The organism is Agrobacterium sp. 5Ca39 (assembly GCF_055382365.1).
Window position 1 is genome coordinate 266,439 of the sequence record NZ_AP026436.1, and the last position, 18,422, is coordinate 284,860.

An 18,422-nucleotide genomic window follows, 5' to 3' on the forward strand; every position below is an offset into this window, starting at 1 on the left:
AGCCCGGAAGCCGATTCCGGGTTTTTTCTATTCCCTTCCTGTCATGAACGTGTTACCAGCCCTCGCCAACTTCCAAGCAATCCTTGCACGGCGCCGGGGTGAACTTTTCGTTCCGGAGCGGCCACGCATTTTCAGTATGAAGGAATTTGGTCATGGCACGCATCATTCAAACACCCACTGGTTTGGACGCTCTCACATTTGACGATGTGTTGCTGCAGCCCGGACATTCCGAAGTCATGCCGGGACAGACGAATATCGCCACCCGCATCGCCCGCGATATCGATCTCAACCTGCCTATCCTCTCCTCCGCCATGGATACGGTCACCGAAGGTCGCCTCGCGATCGCCATGGCCCAGGCCGGCGGCATCGGCGTCATCCACCGCAATCTGACCCCCATCGAACAGGCCGAAGAAGTCCGGCAGGTGAAGAAGTTCGAAAGCGGCATGGTCGTCAACCCCGTCACCATCGGCCCGGATGCGACGCTTGCAGAAGCACAGGCGTTGATGAAGGCGCATGGCATTTCGGGTATTCCGGTGGTTGAAAACGGCGGTTCCGGCGGCCACAAGAACGGCCGCCTCGTTGGCATCCTGACCAATCGCGACGTCCGCTTCGCCTCCGATCCGCAGCAGAAAATCTACGAACTGATGACCCGCGAAAATCTGGTCACGGTCAAGGAAAGCAGCGTCGATCAGCAGGAAGCACGCCGCCTCTTGCACAAGCACCGCATTGAAAAGCTGCTCGTGGTGGACGCCAAGGGTAATTGCGTCGGCCTCATCACCGTCAAGGACATTGAGAAGTCGCAGCTGAACCCCAATGCCACCAAGGATGCGCAGGGCCGCCTTCGCGCCGCTGCCGCCATCAGCGTTGGTGCTGACGCCATCGAGCGCGCCGAGCGCCTCATAGATGCCGGCGTCGACCTTCTGGTTGTCGATACCGCGCACGGCCATTCGCAGCGCGTGCTGGATGCCGTCTCTCAGGTCAAGAAGATGTCGAACTCGGTCCGCATCATCGCCGGTAATGTCGCCACTGCCGACGGCACCAAGGCTCTGATCGATGCCGGCGCGGACGCCGTCAAGGTCGGTATCGGCCCCGGCTCCATCTGCACCACCCGCATCGTCGCCGGCGTCGGCGTGCCGCAGCTTGCCGCGATCATGTCGTCGGTTGAAGTCGCCAACGCGGCTGATATCCCCGTCATCGCCGATGGCGGCATCAAGTTTTCGGGCGATCTGGCCAAGGCGATCGCCGCCGGCGCCTCGGCCGTCATGATCGGCTCGCTGCTTGCCGGCACGGATGAAAGCCCGGGCGAAGTATTCCTGTATCAGGGCCGGTCTTTCAAGGCTTATCGCGGCATGGGCTCCGTTGGCGCCATGGCGCGTGGTTCTGCCGACCGTTATTTCCAGGCTGAAGTGCGCGACACACTGAAGCTCGTGCCTGAAGGTATTGAAGGCCAGGTTCCCTATAAGGGCCCGGTCTCCGGCGTTCTGCACCAGCTGGCCGGCGGACTGAAGGCTGCCATGGGTTATGTTGGCGGCAGCAACATCAAGGAATTCCAGGAACGCGCCACTTTCGTGCGCATTTCCAGCGCTGGCCTGCGCGAAAGCCACGCCCATGACGTGACAATCACCCGCGAAAGCCCGAACTACCCCGGCGCGGTTTGATCTTTCGAGCCGAATCCGTAAAAAGATAGGCTAGTTATTTGGCGCTCCCCGATTCATGCCGGATCGGGGAGCGTTTTCATGATTGGAGAAAAGCATGTCACCCACGACCGCAATGTTCTGGCCGATGATCGCCCATGTCGTTCTGGTCTTCTGGCTTTACGCGCTTCTGATCGTTCGGCGAAACAAATATGCATTCAAGGATCGCGAATCGGCGATCCGCCTCCGGGATCACGGCGAGGAGGCACGCGAAAGCCGTCTGGTGAACCGCAACATCGCCAACCAGTTCGAAGTGCCGGTCCTGTTTCACATCGCCTGCCTGCTGCTCTACATCACGGATGCGGACAATATCGTGACCGTTGTCCTGGCATGGCTTTTTGTGCTTTCGCGTTATGCGCATTCCTATGTCCACGTCACCAGCAACCGCCTGCGTCAGCGCGGTGCATTGTTTGGTATTGGTTTTGCGCTGGTCGTCTGCCTGTGGGGATGGCTCGCCATATGGTTGGCGCTGGAGTAAATCAGCACCGTGAGGTTGCTTCATAAGTGAGACAGTCCCGCCTTGCAAAATGGTGCGATTTGCGATGGGTCAATTCCATGACGCCCCATCCCCGTTAATCTCTGCCTCGCCGTCGAGGATTTCGGGCGAGCAGAGATTAGGGAGTATGTCATGGCTAAGACAATGAAAGCGGCAGTCGTCCGCGCATTTGGAAAACCGCTGACCATCGAGGAAGTGGCGATACCGGATCCCGGCCCCGGTGAAATTCTCATCAACTACAAGGCGACGGGCATTTGCCACACCGACCTGCACGCCGCGACCGGCGACTGGCCGGTCAAACCCAACCCGCCTTTCATCCCCGGCCATGAAGGTGTCGGTTATGTCGCAAAGATCGGCGCTGGCGTCACCGGCATCAAGGAAGGTGATCGCGCCGGTACGCCCTGGCTTTATACCGCCTGCGGATGCTGCATCCCCTGCCGTACGGGCTGGGAAACGCTATGCCCGAGCCAGAAGAATTCCGGTTATTCCGTCAACGGCAGCTTCGCCGAATATGGCCTCGCCGATCCGAAATTCGTCGGCCGCCTGCCGGATAATCTCGATTTCGGCCCGGCCGCACCTGTCCTTTGCGCCGGCGTCACCGTCTACAAGGGTCTGAAGGAAACCGAAGTCAGGCCCGGTGAATGGGTGGTCATCTCGGGCATTGGCGGGCTTGGCCATATGGCCGTGCAATATGCCAAGGCCATGGGCATGCATGTTGTTGCCGCCGATATTTTCGATGACAAGCTGGCGCTTGCCAAAAAACTCGGCGCCGATGTCGTCGTCAACGGCCGTGCGCCTGACGCGGTGGAGCAGGTGCAGAAGGCGACCGGCGGTGTCCATGGTGCGCTGGTGACCGCGGTATCGCCGAAGGCCATGGAACAGGCCTATGGCTTCCTGCGCTCCAAGGGCACCATGGCGCTTGTCGGCCTGCCGCCGGGCTTCATCTCCATTCCGGTATTCGACACGGTGCTGAAGCGCATCACGGTGCGCGGCTCCATCGTCGGCACACGACAGGATTTGGAGGAGGCGCTGACCTTCGCCGGCGAAGGCAAGGTGGCGGCTCACTTCTCGTGGGATAAGCTCGAAAACATCAACGATATCTTCCAACGCATGGAAGAGGGCAAGATCGACGGCCGTATCGTCGTGGACCTCGCCGCCTGATGTGAAAATCCGGAAGCGGCGCTCACGCAAATGTGTGGCGCCCCTTCCGACTGCCTTATTCCCCGCCCTTAGATCTGCGTTATCCTCCCGCATCCGTGCGTCCAAGGAGGATAGAGCGATGGACAAGCCCAAGATTACGCAGGCCATGATCGACGCTTATGATGAGTATACCCATCTCAGCCTTGATCGCCGCAAATTCATGGAAAAGCTCACCGTGCTGGCCGGCTCCGGCGCGGCGGCGGCGGCAATTGCGCCCCTTCTTTCCGCCAACAGCGCCCGCGCCGCCATCGTCGCGCCTGACGATGCTGGCATTGTTGCGGAAGACGTGACCTATCCGGCGCCCAGCGGCGAGATGAAGGGTTATCTCGTCACGCCGAAATCGGCGTCCGGCCCCATCGGTTCCGTCATCGTCATTCACGAGAACCGTGGCCTCAACGACCATATCCGTGATGTGGCCAGACGCGTGGCGCTCGCCGGATTTCGGGCGCTCGCGGTCGATTTCCTCTCGCCGCAGGGTGGTACGCCCGCTGATGAGGAGAAGGCGCGGCAGATGTTCAGTGGTCTCGACATGGATGCAACTGTCGCCAATGCCGAAGCGGGACGGGTCTGGCTTGCGGCAAGGCAGGGGGCGAATGGCAAGGTCGGCGCCATCGGTTTCTGCTGGGGCGGCGGGCTGGTCAACCGTTTCGCCACCAAGTCAGAAGGTCTGAATGCCGGCGTCGCCTATTACGGTCAGCAGGCCCCGGCGGTCGATGTGCCGGCCATAAAGGCACCGCTGCTTTTGCATTATGCCGGTCTCGACGAGCGCATCAATGCCGGCATCGATGCTTACAAGAAGGCGCTGGAGGAAAACGGCAAGACCTTCGAGATTTTCGTCTATGACGGCGTCAACCATGCCTTTAACAATGACACGTCTTCGGCGCGCTATGACAAGGCGGCTGCTGATCTCGCCTGGGGGCGGACGGTGGAGTTTTTCAGGAAATATCTGGGGTGATTGGGTTTTGAGCGGGCAGCTGTTCTTCTCGCCGGTGGGGGAGGCGGACAGGTTTGGCAACTGACAATGGACCGAAGGTGCGTAGGGTTCACCCCCCTCTGCCCTGCCGGGCATCTCCCCCACAGGTGGGGAGATCGATCTGCGGCGATGTCTCGGCCATCTCGATGTTTGAGGATTGAGCTGCGAAAGCGCTCCTTGCCGATCTCCCCACCTGTGGGGGAGATGCCCGGCAGGGCAGAGGGGGGTGAACCCCACGCATCTTCGGTCCAACAACCCTGAATCCGACCCTAAACCCCACCAGCTCCACGCTTCAAATGCTCATCCAGCCGCGGCATGATTTCCACGAAATTACACGGCAGATGACGATAATCGAGTTGCGCCTTGAGGATGCCATCCCACGCATCCTTGCAAGCCCCCGGTGATCCCGGCAGCACGAAGATGAAGGTCGCATTCGTCACACCACCGGTCGCGCGTGACTGGATGGTGGCGGTGCCGATCTTGTCGTAGGAAATGCGATGGAACAGCGCCGAAAACCCGTCCATGCGCTTTTCGAACAGCGGTTCCAGCGCCTCGGGTGTCACATCGCGGCCGGTAAAGCCGGTGCCGCCTGTCGTGATCACCACATCCACGCCGTCGGTCAGCGTCCATTCGCGCACCGTGTCTGCGATCGCCGCCTTGTCGTCAGGCACGATGGCACGGGCGGCGAGCCTGTGGCCTGCCTCCTCCAGCCTTGCGACCAGCGTATCGCCGGACTTGTCATTCTCCAGCGTGCGGCTGTCCGAAACGGTCAGAACCGCAATGCCAAGGGGAATGAAGGGTCTATCGCCTGCCATGGCCTTGTCCTCCAAATATCCGGCCCTCAAATGGTCCGCGTTGCCTGAAAATACCAGCCTGGGCGCTTCTTCCGAAGCGATGTTTCCGCGTTTTGGGCGGCATCGAAGGAATGAAAAATCCCGAAACAGGTTGCCCCCGAACCGGACATGCGCACAAGGGTGGCGCCCTCCTCAGACAGCAACCCGATGATCTCGCCGATGTCAGGCAGAAGCGCCTGGGCCGGCGGTTGCAGATCGTTGCGACTTTCCGCGAGAAAATCCATCCAGCCGATTGTCACCTCGCCAACCTTGGCTGGCGTCGGCAAAGGCGGGTTGGCCTTGTTCTGCAATCGCCGGAAAATCTCCGGCGTCGAGACCGCTTTCAGCGGGTTGGCCAGCACCAGAAACAGTTCCGGCAGGTCATTGACCGGTTCGATGTCCTCGCCGATGCCGCGTGCGATCAGCGATCGGCTTTCAAGACACATAGGCACATCCGCGCCGAGCGTCAGCGCTATGGACGAAATCCTATCCGCTGTCATCCCGGCACGCCAGTGGCGCAGAAGCGCCCGCAGCGTTGCCGCCGCATCCGCCGAGCCGCCCCCTATACCTGATGCAACGGGCAGATTCTTTTCAAGATGAATGGCGACCGGGGGCGCTGGTTGACCCATTGATGCGAGCGCGTTGCGCAGCAAATCTCTGGCCCGGGTAACGAGGTTATCGCCGCCATCGCCGGCGTGTAGAAGATCGCCAAACGGTCCTGAGATGGAGAAGCTGTCGACATCGGCGTCTTGGATATGGATCGTGTCGCCGGCTTCGGTAAACACCACCAGCGATTCAAGCAGATGGTAGCCATCCGCCCGCTGCCCGGTAACGTGGAGTGCCAGATTAACCTTGGCCGGGGCCGCCTCGACTGTCTCGGCCGCCCCGGAAATTCCCTGCATCGCCATGTGGCGTCAGGATTTCTTGTCCGGAGCAGGGGTCGCCGGGGCCGGAGGAGCCGGCGGCTGCGGCGCGACGTCCTTCTTGGCCGTATTCTCGGCATCCTTCTCGACTGGCGGCAGGCCGTTGGCGATCTTTTCCTTCACCTTGGCCTTGTCCACGTCGTCGCTGTCGCCGATCAATGCGCGGTTCCACTGATAGACCGCCTCGATCTTGCGGCCGACGCGCCAATAGGCATCGCCCAGATGGTCGTTGATGGTGGGATCACCGGCCTTGAGTTCGATTGCCCGTTCCAGTTCGGTCACGGCATCGTCGAAATCGCCGAGGCGATAATGCGCCCAGCCGAGCGAATCGACGATATAGCCGTCATTCGGACGAAGCTCGACGGCACGACTGATCATCTTCATGCCTTCATCGAGATTGATGCCCTTGTCCACCCAGGAATAACCCAGATAGTTCAGTACCTGCGGCTGCTCGGGGTTGAGCTCCAGCGCCCGCTTGAAATTCGGTTCGGCCTTGTCCCATTGCTTCAGGCGCTCGTAGGCGATGCCGCGCTGGAAAAACACCGTCCAGTCGGATTTCTGCGGCACGGCGCCGATCACTTCAACGGCCTTGTCGTAATTCTCCGCCATGGCCTTGTAGTCCTTGGCATCGGACAGCACGCTGCCATAGGCGAGGTAGGAACGAATATCCTTGGGGTCGGATTCGAGGAGCGACTTGAGGTGTTTGCGCGCCTCTTCCACCTTTTCGGTCTGCGCCAGCGTCAGTCCGAGCTGCAGCTCGGAGATGCGATACATCGGCGAGTCCTTCGGCACTTCACGATAGAAGGCGATGGCACGTTCCGGCTTCTTCATGGCTTCTGCAAGTCCGCCGAGAAGAATGAGCGTATCCGGGCTCTTCGGATCGAGCGCGCGCGACGTCTGCAGATAAAGCGTGACGATCTCTTCGGCGCCTTCGCGGTTCAACGCACCGGCGATGGAGAACATGACGCTGGCGGCGCCCTCCACGGCATTGGTGATCTGCTGCTCCGGCTTCTCACCCTTTTCGATGGACTGGCGGAGCGCTTTCAGCGGTGCGTAATTCGGCGCGAAAGTGTCGCCGACCGCGATCGCATCCAGCGCTTTCTGCTTGTTGCCGGCGGAAGCCTCCAGCCTTGCGAGCGCCATCACTGCGCGCATATAGGTATCGGAGGCGGTCGCTCCGCCTTCGCGGTCGGTTACCGCTTCGTTCAGGCTCTTGCGGGCGGCCTCGGTGTTGCCGGAAACAAGCGCGATGGCTGCCGCATTGTATTTCTGGAAGATCGAAATCCAGCCCGGGCCCTTCATGTTGTTGACGAGCGCCAGAGCCTCCTTCGGCTTGCCGGAACCCGCGCGCGCCCAGGCGGTCAGAAGCGTGTTGACCATGCGGTCCAGATCGTTCGGGCCGGAATATTTCAGGATTTTCTCGGCCTTGGCGAATTCCTTGTCCTTGATGGCGTCGAGGCCACGCACGATGGTCGTGACGCGTTCCACCGAGGTATCGTCCTTCATCGAATCGGCGATCTTGGCGCCGGCTTCGAAGTTGCCGCTCAGAAGTTCGGCGATCATCAGCCGCTGGCGGATTTCCGAGTTGGCAGGGTCGAATTCCAGCGCCTTCTTGTAGAGCGAAATTGCGGTGGGATAATCCTGATCGACATCGGCATTGCGTCCGGCGAGGAAGGCGCCGGAGAAGGTGTTGACCTTGCCGGGGTCGAACGTAACGGCCTTGTCTTCCGGTGTCGCCTTCGTCTCCGCAAAGCCGGGGCTTGCACCCGCGCCGATTGCGAGAGCGGCGGCAAGAGCCGCGCTGCAGAGAAGACGGAGTGCTGGTTTACGCCGCATGAGGGAACCTTTGCCTTTGTGCAGAAGCACGGAAAAATCAGTTTCCATTGTTTGGTCACTACAGAATGGCTTTTTTGAAGCAACCCCGCAAGAAATTATGGCCCCGGCCACAATCACGCCTCGCGGAGAGTCAGGCCCGTAACCTCGGGCGGATGCTGTGTTCCATCCGCCTTTCGCCTGGCCTGCGGCGTCAGTTCAGACGCTCGATGCAGAAGTCGATCACTTCCAGAAGCGCATTTTTCCAGGGGCTCTGCGGCAACGGTGCAAGCGCATCGCGGGCAATGGTGCCATAATGCGTTGCACGGCCTATCGTATCGCCGAGGCCGTTATATTTTGTGATCAGGCCGAGCGCCTTTTCGAGGTTCTCGTCGCTGCTCTCGCCATTTTCGATGGCATTGCGCCAGAAAGCGCGCTCATCCTGCGTGCCTCGGCGATAGGACAGGATGACCGGCAGAGTGATCTTGCCTTCGCGGAAATCGTCGCCCGTGTTCTTGCCGAGATCGGCGGACTTGCCGCCATAGTCCAAGACGTCATCGACCAGCTGGAAGGCGAGGCCGAGATTCATGCCATAGGATTTCAGTGCACTGCGGGTCGCCTTGTCGGTCTTGGCGACGATGGGGCCGACTTCGGCCGCGGCGGCGAAGAGGGCAGCCGTCTTGGCGCGAATCACCTGAAGATAATCGTCCTCGGTCGTTTCCATGTTCTTGGCGACCGAAAGCTGCAGTACCTCACCCTCGGCGATGACCGAGGCGGCGGTGGAGAGCACGTCGAGGGCATCGAGAGAGCCGACATCCACCATCATGCGGAAGGCCTGGCCAAGCAGGAAGTCACCGACGAGAACGCTCGCCTGGTTGCCCCAGATGGTGCGGGCGGTGGATTTGCCCCGGCGCAGATCGCTTTCATCCACCACGTCGTCATGCAGAAGCGTCGCCGTGTGCATGAACTCCACGCTGGTGGCGAGCTTGATGTGGTTGTCGCCCTCGTAACCGAACATCGAGGCCGAGGCGAGCGTCAGCATCGGCCGCAGGCGCTTGCCCCCGGACGAGATGAGGTGGTTGGCCACCTCGGGTATCATCTGCACGTCGGAACCGGCCTTGGAAAGGATAAGCTGGTTCACCCGTTCCATGTCGGGGCGGGTCAGGTCGACAAGCGGCTTGACGGATGCGAGTTTGTTTTTGCTTTCTTCAAGCGGTATGACGACGCCCAAGGGACAGGACTCCAGTTCGAATTTGAATTCGACAATAAAAACTGACGCCTTGCGCGGCAAGGGGCGAATTGCCGCTAGCCATTCAAAAAGATGGGAATTTAAGGTCTATCCATGCGTGAACTGATCCGTACCAACGATGCCGTGCTGCTCTCCTTCGCCGAAAGCCTGATGAAGGATGCCGGCATCCATTGCCTCATTGCCGATCAGGCAATGAGCATTCTGGAGGGATCTCTCGGCCTTTTGCCCCGCCGGTTTCTGGTAGAGGAAGATCGGGCGGCTCAGGCCCGCCGTATCCTCACCGATGCCGGGCTCGGTGACGAGTTGCGCAACGAAGAGGCTTGAACGACGGTGGACGACGGCATTTCCGAAACGATCGATGCCTTTCATCGGGGCCGGTTTCATATCATCCAGCCGAAGGGCAGGGGGCATCGGGCCGGCATGGACGCCATGCTTCTGGCTTCGCTGGTGGCGGATGACCGCCCCTGCCGGATTGCCGATCTGGGTGCCGGTGCCGGTGCCGCCGGCATGGCGGTTGCGGCGCGGCTCGAAAAGGCCAGGGTGACGCTCTATGAGCGCTCGCCCGAAATGGCGCAGTTTGCCCGCCGCAGTCTGGAACTGCTTGACAATGCAGCCTTTTCGGCCCGCGTCGAGGTGCGCGAAGCGGATGTGACGCTGCGCGCGAAAGCCCGCGTGGAAGCGGGTTTGCCCGACGATCATTTCCATCACGTCATCATGAACCCGCCCTATAATGATGCGGGCGACCGCCGCACGCCGGATGCTCTGAAGGCCGAGGCCCACGCGATGACGGACGGCCTGTTCGAAGACTGGATCAGGACCGCGGGTGCGATCATGATCCCGGGCGGGCAGCTTTCCCTGATTTCAAGGCCACAATCAGTGGCGGAGATCATTGCTGCCTGCGGCAGCCGGTTCGGCGGTATCGAAATCACCCTCATCCATCCGCGTCCCGGCGAGGATGCGGTACGTATGCTCGTAACCGCCATCAAGGGATCGCGCGCACGGCTGTCCTTCCGCGCACCGCTCATCATGCATGAGACCGGCAGCCACGCCTTCACCCCCTTCGTTGATGACCTCAACAATGGTCGTGCGGCCTATTCCCGTAATGTAAGGGCAATCAGACCCGGCTTATAAAATCACCGTGACGCTAGCCGCATGCCATTGTGTTTTGCCCGGCGATACATACATCCGTGTCGATGAAGTCATTGCTGTGAGGATTGATTGGTGGGTTTGCTGAAGCTTCTTGTGCCGAAACGCTTTCGTAAAAAAGAGCTCGTCATTCCCGTGGTGCGCATGCATGGCGCGATCATGGCCGGCGGCAACCAGTTCCGCCCCGCCCTCAATCTCGCTTCCTATGCGACGCTTCTCGAAAAGGCCTTCGCCGTCAAGGATGCTCCGGCCGTCGCCATTTCGCTCAATTCGCCCGGGGGCTCGCCGGTGCAGGCGCGGATGATCTATAACCGTATCCGCCAGCTTGCCGAGGAAAAGGACAAGAAAGTCCTCATCTTCGTGGAGGACGTAGCAGCCTCGGGCGGCTATATGATCGCTCTTGCCGGCGACGAGATCATCGCCGACCCCACCTCAATCGTCGGTTCGATCGGTGTCGTCTCCGGCGGCTTCGGTTTTCCGGAAATGTTGAAGAAGATCGGTGTGGAGCGGCGCGTTTATACGGCCGGCGAAAACAAGGTCATTCTCGATCCCTTCCAGCCAGAAAAGGAAGGCGACATCGATTACCTGAAGTCGCTACAGGTCGAAATCCACAATGTTTTCATTGATATGGTCAAGATGCGCCGCGGCTCCAAGCTAAAGGGCGACGAGGCGATCTTCTCCGGCCTGTTCTGGACCGGCATGCGTGGCCTCGACCTTGGCTTGATCGATGGGCTGGGTGACATGCGCGAGGTTCTGCGCCGCCGTTATGGTGAAAAGGTCAAGCTCCAGCTCGTCAGCGGCGGGCGCACTTTGTTCGGTAAAAAAGTACCTGGTGTGAATGCTGCGTTTGGCCTCGACACCCCAAAGCTGGCGGCGGGCGCCGTCGCGGGTCTTGCGGAGGTCGCCGAAGAAAAGGCATTGTGGTCGCGTTTCGGTCTATGATGTCGCGGGAATAAAGCCTTATGGCGCAGCTTATTACAATCATTCTTCTTGTGGTGGGGGCCATCATCCTCTACCGCCGCTTCGTTCGCGATGCGGAAAAGCTCTCGGCAAAATCGAAACAGCGCGAGAAGGAACGAGAGACCGGAGCGATCGGCACGCTGATCAAGGATCCCGAGACGGGGGAGTACCGCGTGAAGCGTGAGGATGAGGCGTAAGGCGCAGTCATCCCGGACAATCTCGTTTGCCAGTCCTGAAGGATTGGGGGTTAACCCAAAAATCAGCTTTTCGGGACAGCCCTGAAATTCGCCGAGTATTTTCGTCCCGATTGTGCGATTAGTGATCCACAAATTTTAGGGTGATCTGCTTTGCTTCGGCCTGAGCCGGCTGAAGTCTCGCATTGCGCAGCCGGACGGGGTAGTTTTGCAAAAAGTTCATTCCATTCAGTTTTTGCGGGCGGTCGCCGCGCTTTCCGTCATGTTTTTTCACATTGTCGGGGCTCCTCTGACGATAGGCGCCGCCGGGGTGGATGTGTTTTTCGTAATATCGGGATTTGTGATGGGCATGGTCGGCGATAAGGCGACACCCACCAAATTCCTGCGTCATCGGCTTTTCCGTATCGTGCCGCTCTACTGGGCCGTTACATTGCTCATGTGCCTTGGCGCGCTGGCAGGCGTGTTTTCCACATTCACCTTTACCATGGACCATCTCTGGAAATCTTTGCTGTTCATCCCTTATGCGGATGCTTCGGGCCAGGTCACGCCTCTCGTGATGGTGGGCTGGACGTTGAATATGGAGATGTTCTTTTATCTCGTTTTTGCGTTGGGTCTTGCACTGCGCGCGCCCATTTCCGTGACGATCATTGTCCTGACGGGCATGGTCTGCCTGGGGCAACTGGCGGACTGGCAGTCTCCCTTCATGCAGATATGGGCCTCGCCGCTGCTGCTGGAATTCCTCGCCGGTCTTGTCCTGTCGCAGATTGCCTTTGCGGGCGTGCGCAGCGGCGCTGCGGCCCTCGTGCTTTCTTTTGTCGGCTTCGCTTTCGCGGCCGGTATCGGTGAGCAATCCGGCCTTCTGCGCATCGCGAGCTGGGGCGTGCCAGCCGTTCTGCTGGTGGCGGGCTGTGTGTGGATCGAAAGAGCGGGTGGCTGGCCCATCGCGTGGCTGAAGCCTTTTGAAATCATCGGGGACGCCTCCTATGCGCTTTATCTCCTGCACGGGCTGGTTATTTCCGTAGTCTACAAGATCATAGCGCCGGGCCCTGCGGCGGGGATCGTGGTTGTTTTTGCGGCATTGGCTGTCTCGGTTGCAGCACATCTCCTGTTTGAAAAACCGGTGATCAGGCTTCTCAGGAAATTCGCAGACCGTGGCATCGGTGGTCAACGTGCCGAGGCCGTGGGCTGATCGTCGCTTCGCATAAAACCTTGACCCTCAGGCCATGCCGTGGCACCAGTCCGCATCCGAAGTAAGTCAATGCTTACTTGTCCTCCTAACGCCGCGATGACTGCAATGACCGATGTTCCCGACCATATGAACCCGAAGCGTTCCTTTCAGGCGCTGATCCTGACGCTGCATAATTACTGGGCCGACAAGGGCTGCGCGGTGCTGCAGCCTTACGATATGGAAGTGGGCGCGGGTACGTTCCATCCGGCAACCACGCTACGCGCCCTTGGGCCGAAGCCGTGGAAGGCCGCTTATGTGCAGCCCTCGCGCCGCCCGTCGGACGGCCGTTACGGGGAAAACCCCAACCGTCTGCAGCATTATTACCAGTATCAGGTCATCCTGAAGCCCAACCCTTCAAACCTGCAGGAACTCTATCTCGGTTCGCTGAAGGCAATCGGCCTCGACCCTCTGCTGCATGACGTGCGCTTCGTCGAAGACGACTGGGAAAGCCCGACGCTTGGCGCGTGGGGCCTCGGCTGGGAATGCTGGTGCGATGGCATGGAAGTCTCGCAGTTCACCTACTTCCAGCAGGTCTGCGGCATCGAATGCTCGCCGGTCGCGGGCGAACTGACCTATGGTCTGGAACGCCTCGCCATGTATGTCCAGGGCGTCGACAATGTCTACGACCTGAACTTCAACGGCCGCGAGGGCGAAGAGAAGATTTCCTATGGCGACGTCTTCCTTCAGGCCGAGCAGGAATATTCCCGCCACAACTTCGAATTCGCCGATACAGCCATGCTGCATCGCCATTTCATCGACGCCGAAAAGGAATGCCAGGCGCTTCTCGCTGCCGGTGCGCCCGGGGACAACGATAATCAGCGCCTGCACAAATGCGTGTTCCCGGCCTATGATCAGTGTATCAAGGCCAGCCACGTCTTCAACCTTCTGGATGCGCGCGGCGTGATCTCGGTAACGGAACGTCAAAGCTATATCCTGCGCGTGCGCACGCTGGCGAAAGCCTGCGGCGAAGCCTTCCTGCTTACGGATGCGGGCGGGCTGAACTGGAACAGGGCCGCTTGATTTTTAGCGGTAAGCTCTTGTCTAACTTTGATGATTTGAAAGGCCGTTCTTGACGGCCTTTTATTTTGTGTGGATTGGTGTGGCTGAATAGGGCAATGGGTTTAACCGTGAATAATATTAGAAATTTCTGTTTTCTATTTGTGCTTACACTCGGATGCGTTCTCGGTAATGGCGCGGCTGCGGAAACGACAGACTGGATGAGCGGCAACGATGCCTTTGCCCGCGCCGACAAGCTGCGTTCTTTTGGAATGATCGTCACCCGCATGGAGTGCAAGGATAGCGGCCAGCGCTCTCTCGATGTGGGCAGCGCGCTCGTCCGCATGCACTACACGCGCAATACGAAAATGCTCGACTGGGTCATAGACGGCTGGAATCATCTGGAGGGAAACAAGGAATATTGGGCTGAGCGAGGCTACAGGCTTGCCTCCTATACTCTTTTTGTCCGTAAGGTATCCGGCCTGAAATTATATTGTACCGTCTTTTATAAATAACGGGCGCTGCTTCCTGCAGCGGGTCCGTTCCGCCAAAAGCGGACAGAATGAGCGAAGCCCCATGACTTTGCGGTAATGAGCGGTTATCGTGCGCGCAACGAAGCTGGGAATCGCAATTCATGTTCATCACGCTGGCAATCATCGCGGCAATCGCGCTTTATGTTGTCTTCATCTATAACGGTCTCGTCAAGGCGCGGCAGATGAAGGAAGAGGCGTGGTCGGGAATCGACGTGCAGCTGAAGCGCCGCGCTGATCTCATCCCCAACCTCATCGAGACCGTGAAAGGTTACGCGGCCCATGAAAAGAGCACCTTCGAGGAGGTGATCAACCTGCGCAACCGCGCGCAGGCCGTGCCGGCTGGCGATGTCGAAGGTCGCGCCCAGGCGGAAGGACTGCTGTCACAGGCGCTCGGTAAGCTCTTTGCGCTCGCCGAAGCCTATCCCGATCTGAAAGCCAATACGAACTTTCTGGAATTGCAGCGCTCGCTCGAAACCATCGAAAGCGAGATCCAGATGTCGCGCCGTTATTACAATGGCGCTGCCCGCGATCTTAACGTCAAGGTGGAGAGCTTCCCGTCCAATCTCGTGGCGGGGCAGTTCGGTTTTGCCAAGGCGCCCTATTTCGAGATCGACAACCCGGCCGACCGCGCCGTGCCGACCGTTAAGTTCTAAGCACCGGCTCACAAATTCCCGCCGATATTCCGATAGCCCGGCTTTGCGCCGCATACTTTGACAAGACGACGATCATGATCGAACTGACCATCACCCCGCCCGGCCACCCGCTTTCCGGCAAGGTGGAGCCGCCCGGTTCAAAATCCATTACCAACCGTGCACTTCTGCTGGCCGGGCTTGCCAAGGGCAAAAGCCGTCTCACGGGCGCGCTGAAAAGCGACGATACGCTTTACATGGCAGAAGCGCTGCGTGAGATGGGTGTCAAGGTAACCGAGCCTGACGACACCACCTTCGTGGTGGAGAGTTCAGGTGTGCTGCATCAGCCGGAAAAGCCGCTTTTCCTCGGCAATGCCGGCACGGCCACCCGCTTTCTCAGCGCCGCTGCCGCCCTTGTGGATGGCGCCGTCATCATCGATGGCGACGAGCATATGCGCAAACGCCCGATCATGCCGCTGGTGGAAGCCCTGCGCTCCCTCGGCGTTGAGGCGGAGGCGCCGACCGGCTGCCCGCCCGTCACCGTCTGCGGCAAGGGTACTGGCTTCCCGAAGGGCAGCGTCACGATCGACGCCAATCTTTCCAGCCAGTATGTGTCCGCACTTCTCATGGCCGCCGCCTGCGGCGACAAGCCTGTCGATATCATCCTCAAAGGTGAGGAAATCGGCGCGAAGGGCTATATCGATCTCACCACCTCAGCCATGGAAGCATTCGGTGCGAAGGTGGAGCGGGTCAGTAACGCCATCTGGCGCGTGCATCCGACCGGCTACACGGCAACCGATTTCCACATCGAGCCGGATGCCTCGGCCGCCACCTATCTCTGGGGCGCTGAGCTTTTGACCGGCGGCGCCATCGATATCGGCACGCCGGCCGACAAGTTCACCCAGCCGGATGCCAAGGCCTATGAGGTCATGGCGCAGTTTCCGCATCTGCCCGCCGAAATCGACGGCTCGCAGATGCAGGATGCCATTCCCACCATTGCGGTTCTCGCCGCCTTCAACGAAACGCCGGTGCGTTTCGTCGGCATCGCCAATCTGCGCGTCAAGGAATGCGACCGAATCCGCGCCGTCTCACTCGGCCTCAACGAAATCCGCGATGGTCTGGCGCATGAGGAAGGCGACGACTTGATTGTGCATTCCGATCCCTCGCTTGCGGGCCAGACGGTCAAGGCCTCCATCGACACTTTCGCCGACCACCGCATCGCCATGAGCTTTGCGCTGGCCGCACTGAAGATCGGCGGCATTGCCATCCAGAATCCCGCCTGCGTGGCCAAGACCTATCCCGGTTACTGGAAGGCGCTCGCCTCGCTCGGCGTCGAATACTCGGAAAAGGAAACCGCTGCCGAGCCGCAGCATTAGAAGAACGGTATTGGTTTTCCGTCATTCCGGCCCTGAGCCGGAATCCAGTGCGATCAAGTCCTTGATCGCGAAAGACTCTTCAAGCCGCGCAGACGCGCGGCTGCTGGATACCGGGTCTAGCCCGGTATGACGGCAATGACTGTATTCTGAAACCGGAAACGCTCCATTCCCTTAAGGAGAAATCACCCGTGAAGACCATCGCCGCAAGATTTCTCGCGCTGTTCGTCTTCCTGGGCGCGGCCTTCCCGGCTTTCGCGGAAGAGTTCATCCGTTCGTATCATTCCGTCATCGAGGTTGCGCGAGACGGAAAGCTGACGGTGACGGAGACCATCACCGCCCGCGCCGAAGGCCAGAACATCAAGCGCGGCATTTTCCGCGATTTTCCGCTTTATGCGCTGGATGCGAATAACCGCCGCACCAAGGTGGATTTCAGCGTCGTTTCGGTGGAGCGCGATGGTGCGCCGGAAAACTGGCGCACAGAAAATATCGACGGAGGTATACGTATCTATACCGGCAGCGCCGACCGTTTTCTGCCGACCGGCGAACATATCTTCCAGATCACCTACACCACCGCCCGGCAGATCCGTTATTTCAGCGATTATGACGAGCTGACCTGGAACGTCACCGGCAATGGCTGGCAATTCCCCATGGGCGAGATTTCCGCTACCATCACGTTGCCTGATGGTGTCAAGGCGACGGATACCGCCGTCTTCACCGGTCCGCTTGGCGCAAAAGGCAAGGACGCCCGCATCCTCAGTGAGGGCAACGAGGTTTTCTTCGCCTCCACTCGCCCCTTTTCGGTGGGCGAGGGCATGACGGTTGCGGTGAAACTGCCCAAGGGGGCTATATCGGCTCCTGACACCACGCAGGAGGCGGGGTGGTGGCTGCGGGACAATCTCGCCATCCTCCTTTCGGGCGGCGGTCTCTTCGTCGTGCTCCTCTATTATCTGCGAGCCTGGTTCGCCGTGGGCCGCGATCCGGCAAAAGGCGTCGTCGTGCCGCGCTGGGACGCGCCGGATGGACTTTCCCCGGCGCTGGTCAATTACGTCGATAACCGCGGTTTTTCCGGCGCGGGCTGGACGGCGCTTTCCGCTTCGGCACTCGATCTGGCCGTAAAAGGTTATGTGGTTCTGGAGGACCTGAAGAACGCCATCGTCATCCGCCGCACGCAAAAGGCGACGGCCGACAACCTGCCGACGGGACAGAAGACGCTGCTTTCCTCCATCGGTGGGCCGGGGGAGACACTAACCATCGACAAGGCCCATGGGGCGGAGGTCGAGAAGGTCGGCAAACAGTTTCGCGCAGCTATAGAGAAAGAACATCGCGGCAAGTATTACCGCAGCAATGCCGGCTACACCGTCTTCGGTATCTTCCTCAGCCTCGCCCTCATCGTTGCGACGCTGCTCTTCGGCGATCTGGATGAGAGCGCCATCGCCGCTGTGCTGGTCTTTGGCTTTTTTGCTTTCTTTTTCAGCATCCTTTCGATTGGCATCGGCCGGCAGTTTTCGCGCGGCGCGCCGCTGCGCAAGCGGATCGGTGGCATCGTCATGCTCGCCTTTGCCGGTTTCGTGGCCTTTTCGGCCATTGGCGGCATCGCCACGCAAATCCTGCTTGACGTTACACATGACACCAAGTCACTGGCGCTCGCTGCCATCGGCGGAATCGTGCTCACCAATGCGCTGTTCCTGTTTCTGATGGGCGCACCGACGCCGCTCGGTCGCAAGCTGATGGATGGCATCGAAGGCCTGCGGACCTATCTGACGCTGGCCGAAAAGGACCGGATGAACATGGCGGGCGCGCCGGCCATGTCGCCGCAACATTTCGAAACGCTGCTGCCCTATGCCGTGGCGCTCGGCGTCGAAAAGCCCTGGAGCCGTACGTTCGAGACCTGGCTCGCGACCGCCGCCGCCGGTGCCGCCGCGGCAAGTTATGCGCCGGGCTGGTACCTGGGCAGCAATTACGGCAGCTTTGGCGACAGGATCGGCGGGTTCTCAACCTCTATGGCAAGCACAATCGCCTCCACCATTCCGCAGCCTGTCAGCTCTTCCGGCTCCAGCTTCTCAGGCGGGGGCGGGGGCGGTTTTTCCGGCTCTGGCGGCGGCGGGGGCGGTGGCGGCGGCTGGTGATGCCTGCCGCGGTAATTTAACCGATAGCTGGTGACTTTTGCCGCTGGTCTTGCT

General features: G+C 59.9%; 18 protein-coding genes. 14 read left to right on the top strand and 4 right to left on the bottom strand.

Going from position 1 to position 18,422, the window contains the following annotated elements; all coding sequences use genetic code 11:
- Positions 1-152 precede the first annotated feature (152 nt).
- The 4 genes from guaB to ACZ47E_RS01280 all read left to right on the top strand — a co-directional run bounded on the left by guaB (position 153) and on the right by ACZ47E_RS01280 (position 4,345).
- A complete protein-coding gene (gene guaB, locus ACZ47E_RS01265) occupies positions 153-1,658 on the top strand; it encodes an IMP dehydrogenase (protein WP_037090860.1) in 1,506 nt (501 codons plus the stop codon).
- 112 nt (positions 1,659-1,770) lie between these two features.
- Entirely contained in the window at positions 1,771-2,172 is a 402-nt protein-coding gene (locus tag ACZ47E_RS01270) for an MAPEG family protein (protein WP_034496309.1), read from the top strand.
- Positions 2,173-2,322: 150 nt separating this feature from the next.
- Positions 2,323-3,351, top strand: a complete 1,029-nt coding sequence (gene adhP / locus ACZ47E_RS01275) for an alcohol dehydrogenase AdhP (RefSeq protein WP_035208951.1) — start codon at positions 2,323-2,325, stop codon at positions 3,349-3,351.
- A 118-nt stretch (positions 3,352-3,469) separates the two neighbouring features.
- The gene (locus tag ACZ47E_RS01280) at positions 3,470-4,345 is read left to right on the top strand and encodes a dienelactone hydrolase family protein (protein ID WP_278067239.1); all 876 of its coding nucleotides are present in this window, start codon (positions 3,470-3,472) and stop codon (positions 4,343-4,345) included.
- Positions 4,346-4,632: 287 nt separating this feature from the next.
- Here ACZ47E_RS01280 and moaB read toward each other — a convergent pair whose 3' ends face one another.
- The 4 genes from moaB to ACZ47E_RS01300 form a co-directional block, all read right to left on the bottom strand.
- Positions 4,633-5,178 carry a molybdenum cofactor biosynthesis protein B gene (moaB, locus tag ACZ47E_RS01285; RefSeq protein ID WP_006699469.1) on the bottom strand — a complete coding sequence of 182 codons (546 nt, stop codon included), beginning with the start codon at positions 5,176-5,178 and terminating at the stop codon, positions 4,633-4,635.
- A 26-nt stretch (positions 5,179-5,204) separates the two neighbouring features.
- Positions 5,205-6,104, bottom strand: a complete 900-nt coding sequence (locus tag ACZ47E_RS01290; RefSeq protein ID WP_278067240.1) for a 4-(cytidine 5'-diphospho)-2-C-methyl-D-erythritol kinase — start codon at positions 6,102-6,104, stop codon at positions 5,205-5,207.
- 6 nt (positions 6,105-6,110) lie between these two features.
- Positions 6,111-8,003 (bottom strand): tetratricopeptide repeat protein, encoded by a 1,893-nt coding sequence (locus ACZ47E_RS01295; protein ID WP_037090857.1) that lies wholly within the window; start codon positions 8,001-8,003, stop codon positions 6,111-6,113.
- A gap of 142 nt (positions 8,004-8,145) precedes the next feature.
- Positions 8,146-9,162 carry a polyprenyl synthetase family protein gene (locus ACZ47E_RS01300; protein ID WP_004440110.1) on the bottom strand — a complete coding sequence of 339 codons (1,017 nt, stop codon included), beginning with the start codon at positions 9,160-9,162 and terminating at the stop codon, positions 8,146-8,148.
- 111 nt (positions 9,163-9,273) lie between these two features.
- On the opposite strand from ACZ47E_RS01300, the gene ACZ47E_RS01305 reads away from it, so the two are divergent.
- The 10 genes from ACZ47E_RS01305 (at position 9,274) to ACZ47E_RS01350 (ending at position 18,368) form a co-directional block, all read left to right on the top strand.
- On the top strand, positions 9,274-9,504 hold the full coding sequence (locus ACZ47E_RS01305) for a putative signal transducing protein (RefSeq protein WP_035208944.1): 231 nt from the start codon (positions 9,274-9,276) through the stop codon (positions 9,502-9,504).
- 6 nt (positions 9,505-9,510) lie between these two features.
- The gene (locus ACZ47E_RS01310) at positions 9,511-10,311 is read left to right on the top strand and encodes a tRNA1(Val) (adenine(37)-N6)-methyltransferase (RefSeq protein WP_004440112.1); all 801 of its coding nucleotides are present in this window, start codon (positions 9,511-9,513) and stop codon (positions 10,309-10,311) included.
- 90 nt (positions 10,312-10,401) lie between these two features.
- Positions 10,402-11,268, top strand: a complete 867-nt coding sequence (locus tag ACZ47E_RS01315; protein ID WP_416359128.1) for a S49 family peptidase — start codon at positions 10,402-10,404, stop codon at positions 11,266-11,268.
- Positions 11,269-11,288: 20 nt separating this feature from the next.
- Complete coding sequence (locus ACZ47E_RS01320; RefSeq protein ID WP_004440115.1) at positions 11,289-11,483, top strand: NfeD family protein; 195 nt, start codon at positions 11,289-11,291, stop codon at positions 11,481-11,483.
- 259 nt (positions 11,484-11,742) lie between these two features.
- Positions 11,743-12,669: an acyltransferase family protein gene (locus ACZ47E_RS01325; protein ID WP_246698715.1), complete on the top strand. Its 927-nt coding sequence runs from the start codon at positions 11,743-11,745 to the stop codon at positions 12,667-12,669.
- Positions 12,670-12,765: 96 nt separating this feature from the next.
- Positions 12,766-13,728, top strand: coding sequence for a glycine--tRNA ligase subunit alpha (locus ACZ47E_RS01330; RefSeq protein ID WP_020813609.1), 963 nt, complete (start codon positions 12,766-12,768; stop codon positions 13,726-13,728).
- Positions 13,729-13,925: 197 nt separating this feature from the next.
- The gene (locus ACZ47E_RS01335; protein ID WP_006699476.1) at positions 13,926-14,219 is read left to right on the top strand and encodes a hypothetical protein; all 294 of its coding nucleotides are present in this window, start codon (positions 13,926-13,928) and stop codon (positions 14,217-14,219) included.
- A gap of 119 nt (positions 14,220-14,338) precedes the next feature.
- Positions 14,339-14,890 carry a LemA family protein gene (locus ACZ47E_RS01340; protein WP_006699477.1) on the top strand — a complete coding sequence of 184 codons (552 nt, stop codon included), beginning with the start codon at positions 14,339-14,341 and terminating at the stop codon, positions 14,888-14,890.
- A 74-nt stretch (positions 14,891-14,964) separates the two neighbouring features.
- Positions 14,965-16,242, top strand: a complete 1,278-nt coding sequence (gene aroA, locus ACZ47E_RS01345; RefSeq protein ID WP_278067243.1) for a 3-phosphoshikimate 1-carboxyvinyltransferase — start codon at positions 14,965-14,967, stop codon at positions 16,240-16,242.
- Positions 16,243-16,430: 188 nt separating this feature from the next.
- Positions 16,431-18,368, top strand: a complete 1,938-nt coding sequence (locus ACZ47E_RS01350) for a DUF2207 domain-containing protein (RefSeq protein ID WP_278067244.1) — start codon at positions 16,431-16,433, stop codon at positions 18,366-18,368.
- Positions 18,369-18,422 lie beyond the last annotated feature (54 nt).

Excerpts from the sequence above, each read along its gene's own strand:
- guaB (WP_037090860.1), top strand. The coding sequence starts at position 153 with ATGGCACGCATCATTCAAACACCCACTGGTTTGGACGCTCTCACATTT.
- ACZ47E_RS01270 (WP_034496309.1), top strand. The coding sequence starts at position 1,771 with ATGTTCTGGCCGATGATCGCCCATGTCGTTCTGGTCTTCTGGCTTTAC.
- adhP (WP_035208951.1), top strand. The coding sequence starts at position 2,323 with ATGGCTAAGACAATGAAAGCGGCAGTCGTCCGCGCATTTGGAAAACCG.
- ACZ47E_RS01280 (WP_278067239.1), top strand. The coding sequence starts at position 3,470 with ATGGACAAGCCCAAGATTACGCAGGCCATGATCGACGCTTATGATGAG.
- moaB (WP_006699469.1), bottom strand. The coding sequence starts at position 5,178 with ATGGCAGGCGATAGACCCTTCATTCCCCTTGGCATTGCGGTTCTGACC.
- ACZ47E_RS01290 (WP_278067240.1), bottom strand. The coding sequence starts at position 6,104 with ATGGCGATGCAGGGAATTTCCGGGGCGGCCGAGACAGTCGAGGCGGCC.
- ACZ47E_RS01295 (WP_037090857.1), bottom strand. The coding sequence starts at position 8,003 with ATGGAAACTGATTTTTCCGTGCTTCTGCACAAAGGCAAAGGTTCCCTC.
- ACZ47E_RS01305 (WP_035208944.1), top strand. The coding sequence starts at position 9,274 with ATGCGTGAACTGATCCGTACCAACGATGCCGTGCTGCTCTCCTTCGCC.
- ACZ47E_RS01320 (WP_004440115.1), top strand. The coding sequence starts at position 11,289 with ATGGCGCAGCTTATTACAATCATTCTTCTTGTGGTGGGGGCCATCATC.
- ACZ47E_RS01325 (WP_246698715.1), top strand. The coding sequence starts at position 11,743 with ATGTTTTTTCACATTGTCGGGGCTCCTCTGACGATAGGCGCCGCCGGG.
- ACZ47E_RS01330 (WP_020813609.1), top strand. The coding sequence starts at position 12,766 with ATGACTGCAATGACCGATGTTCCCGACCATATGAACCCGAAGCGTTCC.
- ACZ47E_RS01335 (WP_006699476.1), top strand. The coding sequence starts at position 13,926 with ATGAGCGGCAACGATGCCTTTGCCCGCGCCGACAAGCTGCGTTCTTTT.
- ACZ47E_RS01340 (WP_006699477.1), top strand. The coding sequence starts at position 14,339 with ATGTTCATCACGCTGGCAATCATCGCGGCAATCGCGCTTTATGTTGTC.
- aroA (WP_278067243.1), top strand. The coding sequence starts at position 14,965 with ATGATCGAACTGACCATCACCCCGCCCGGCCACCCGCTTTCCGGCAAG.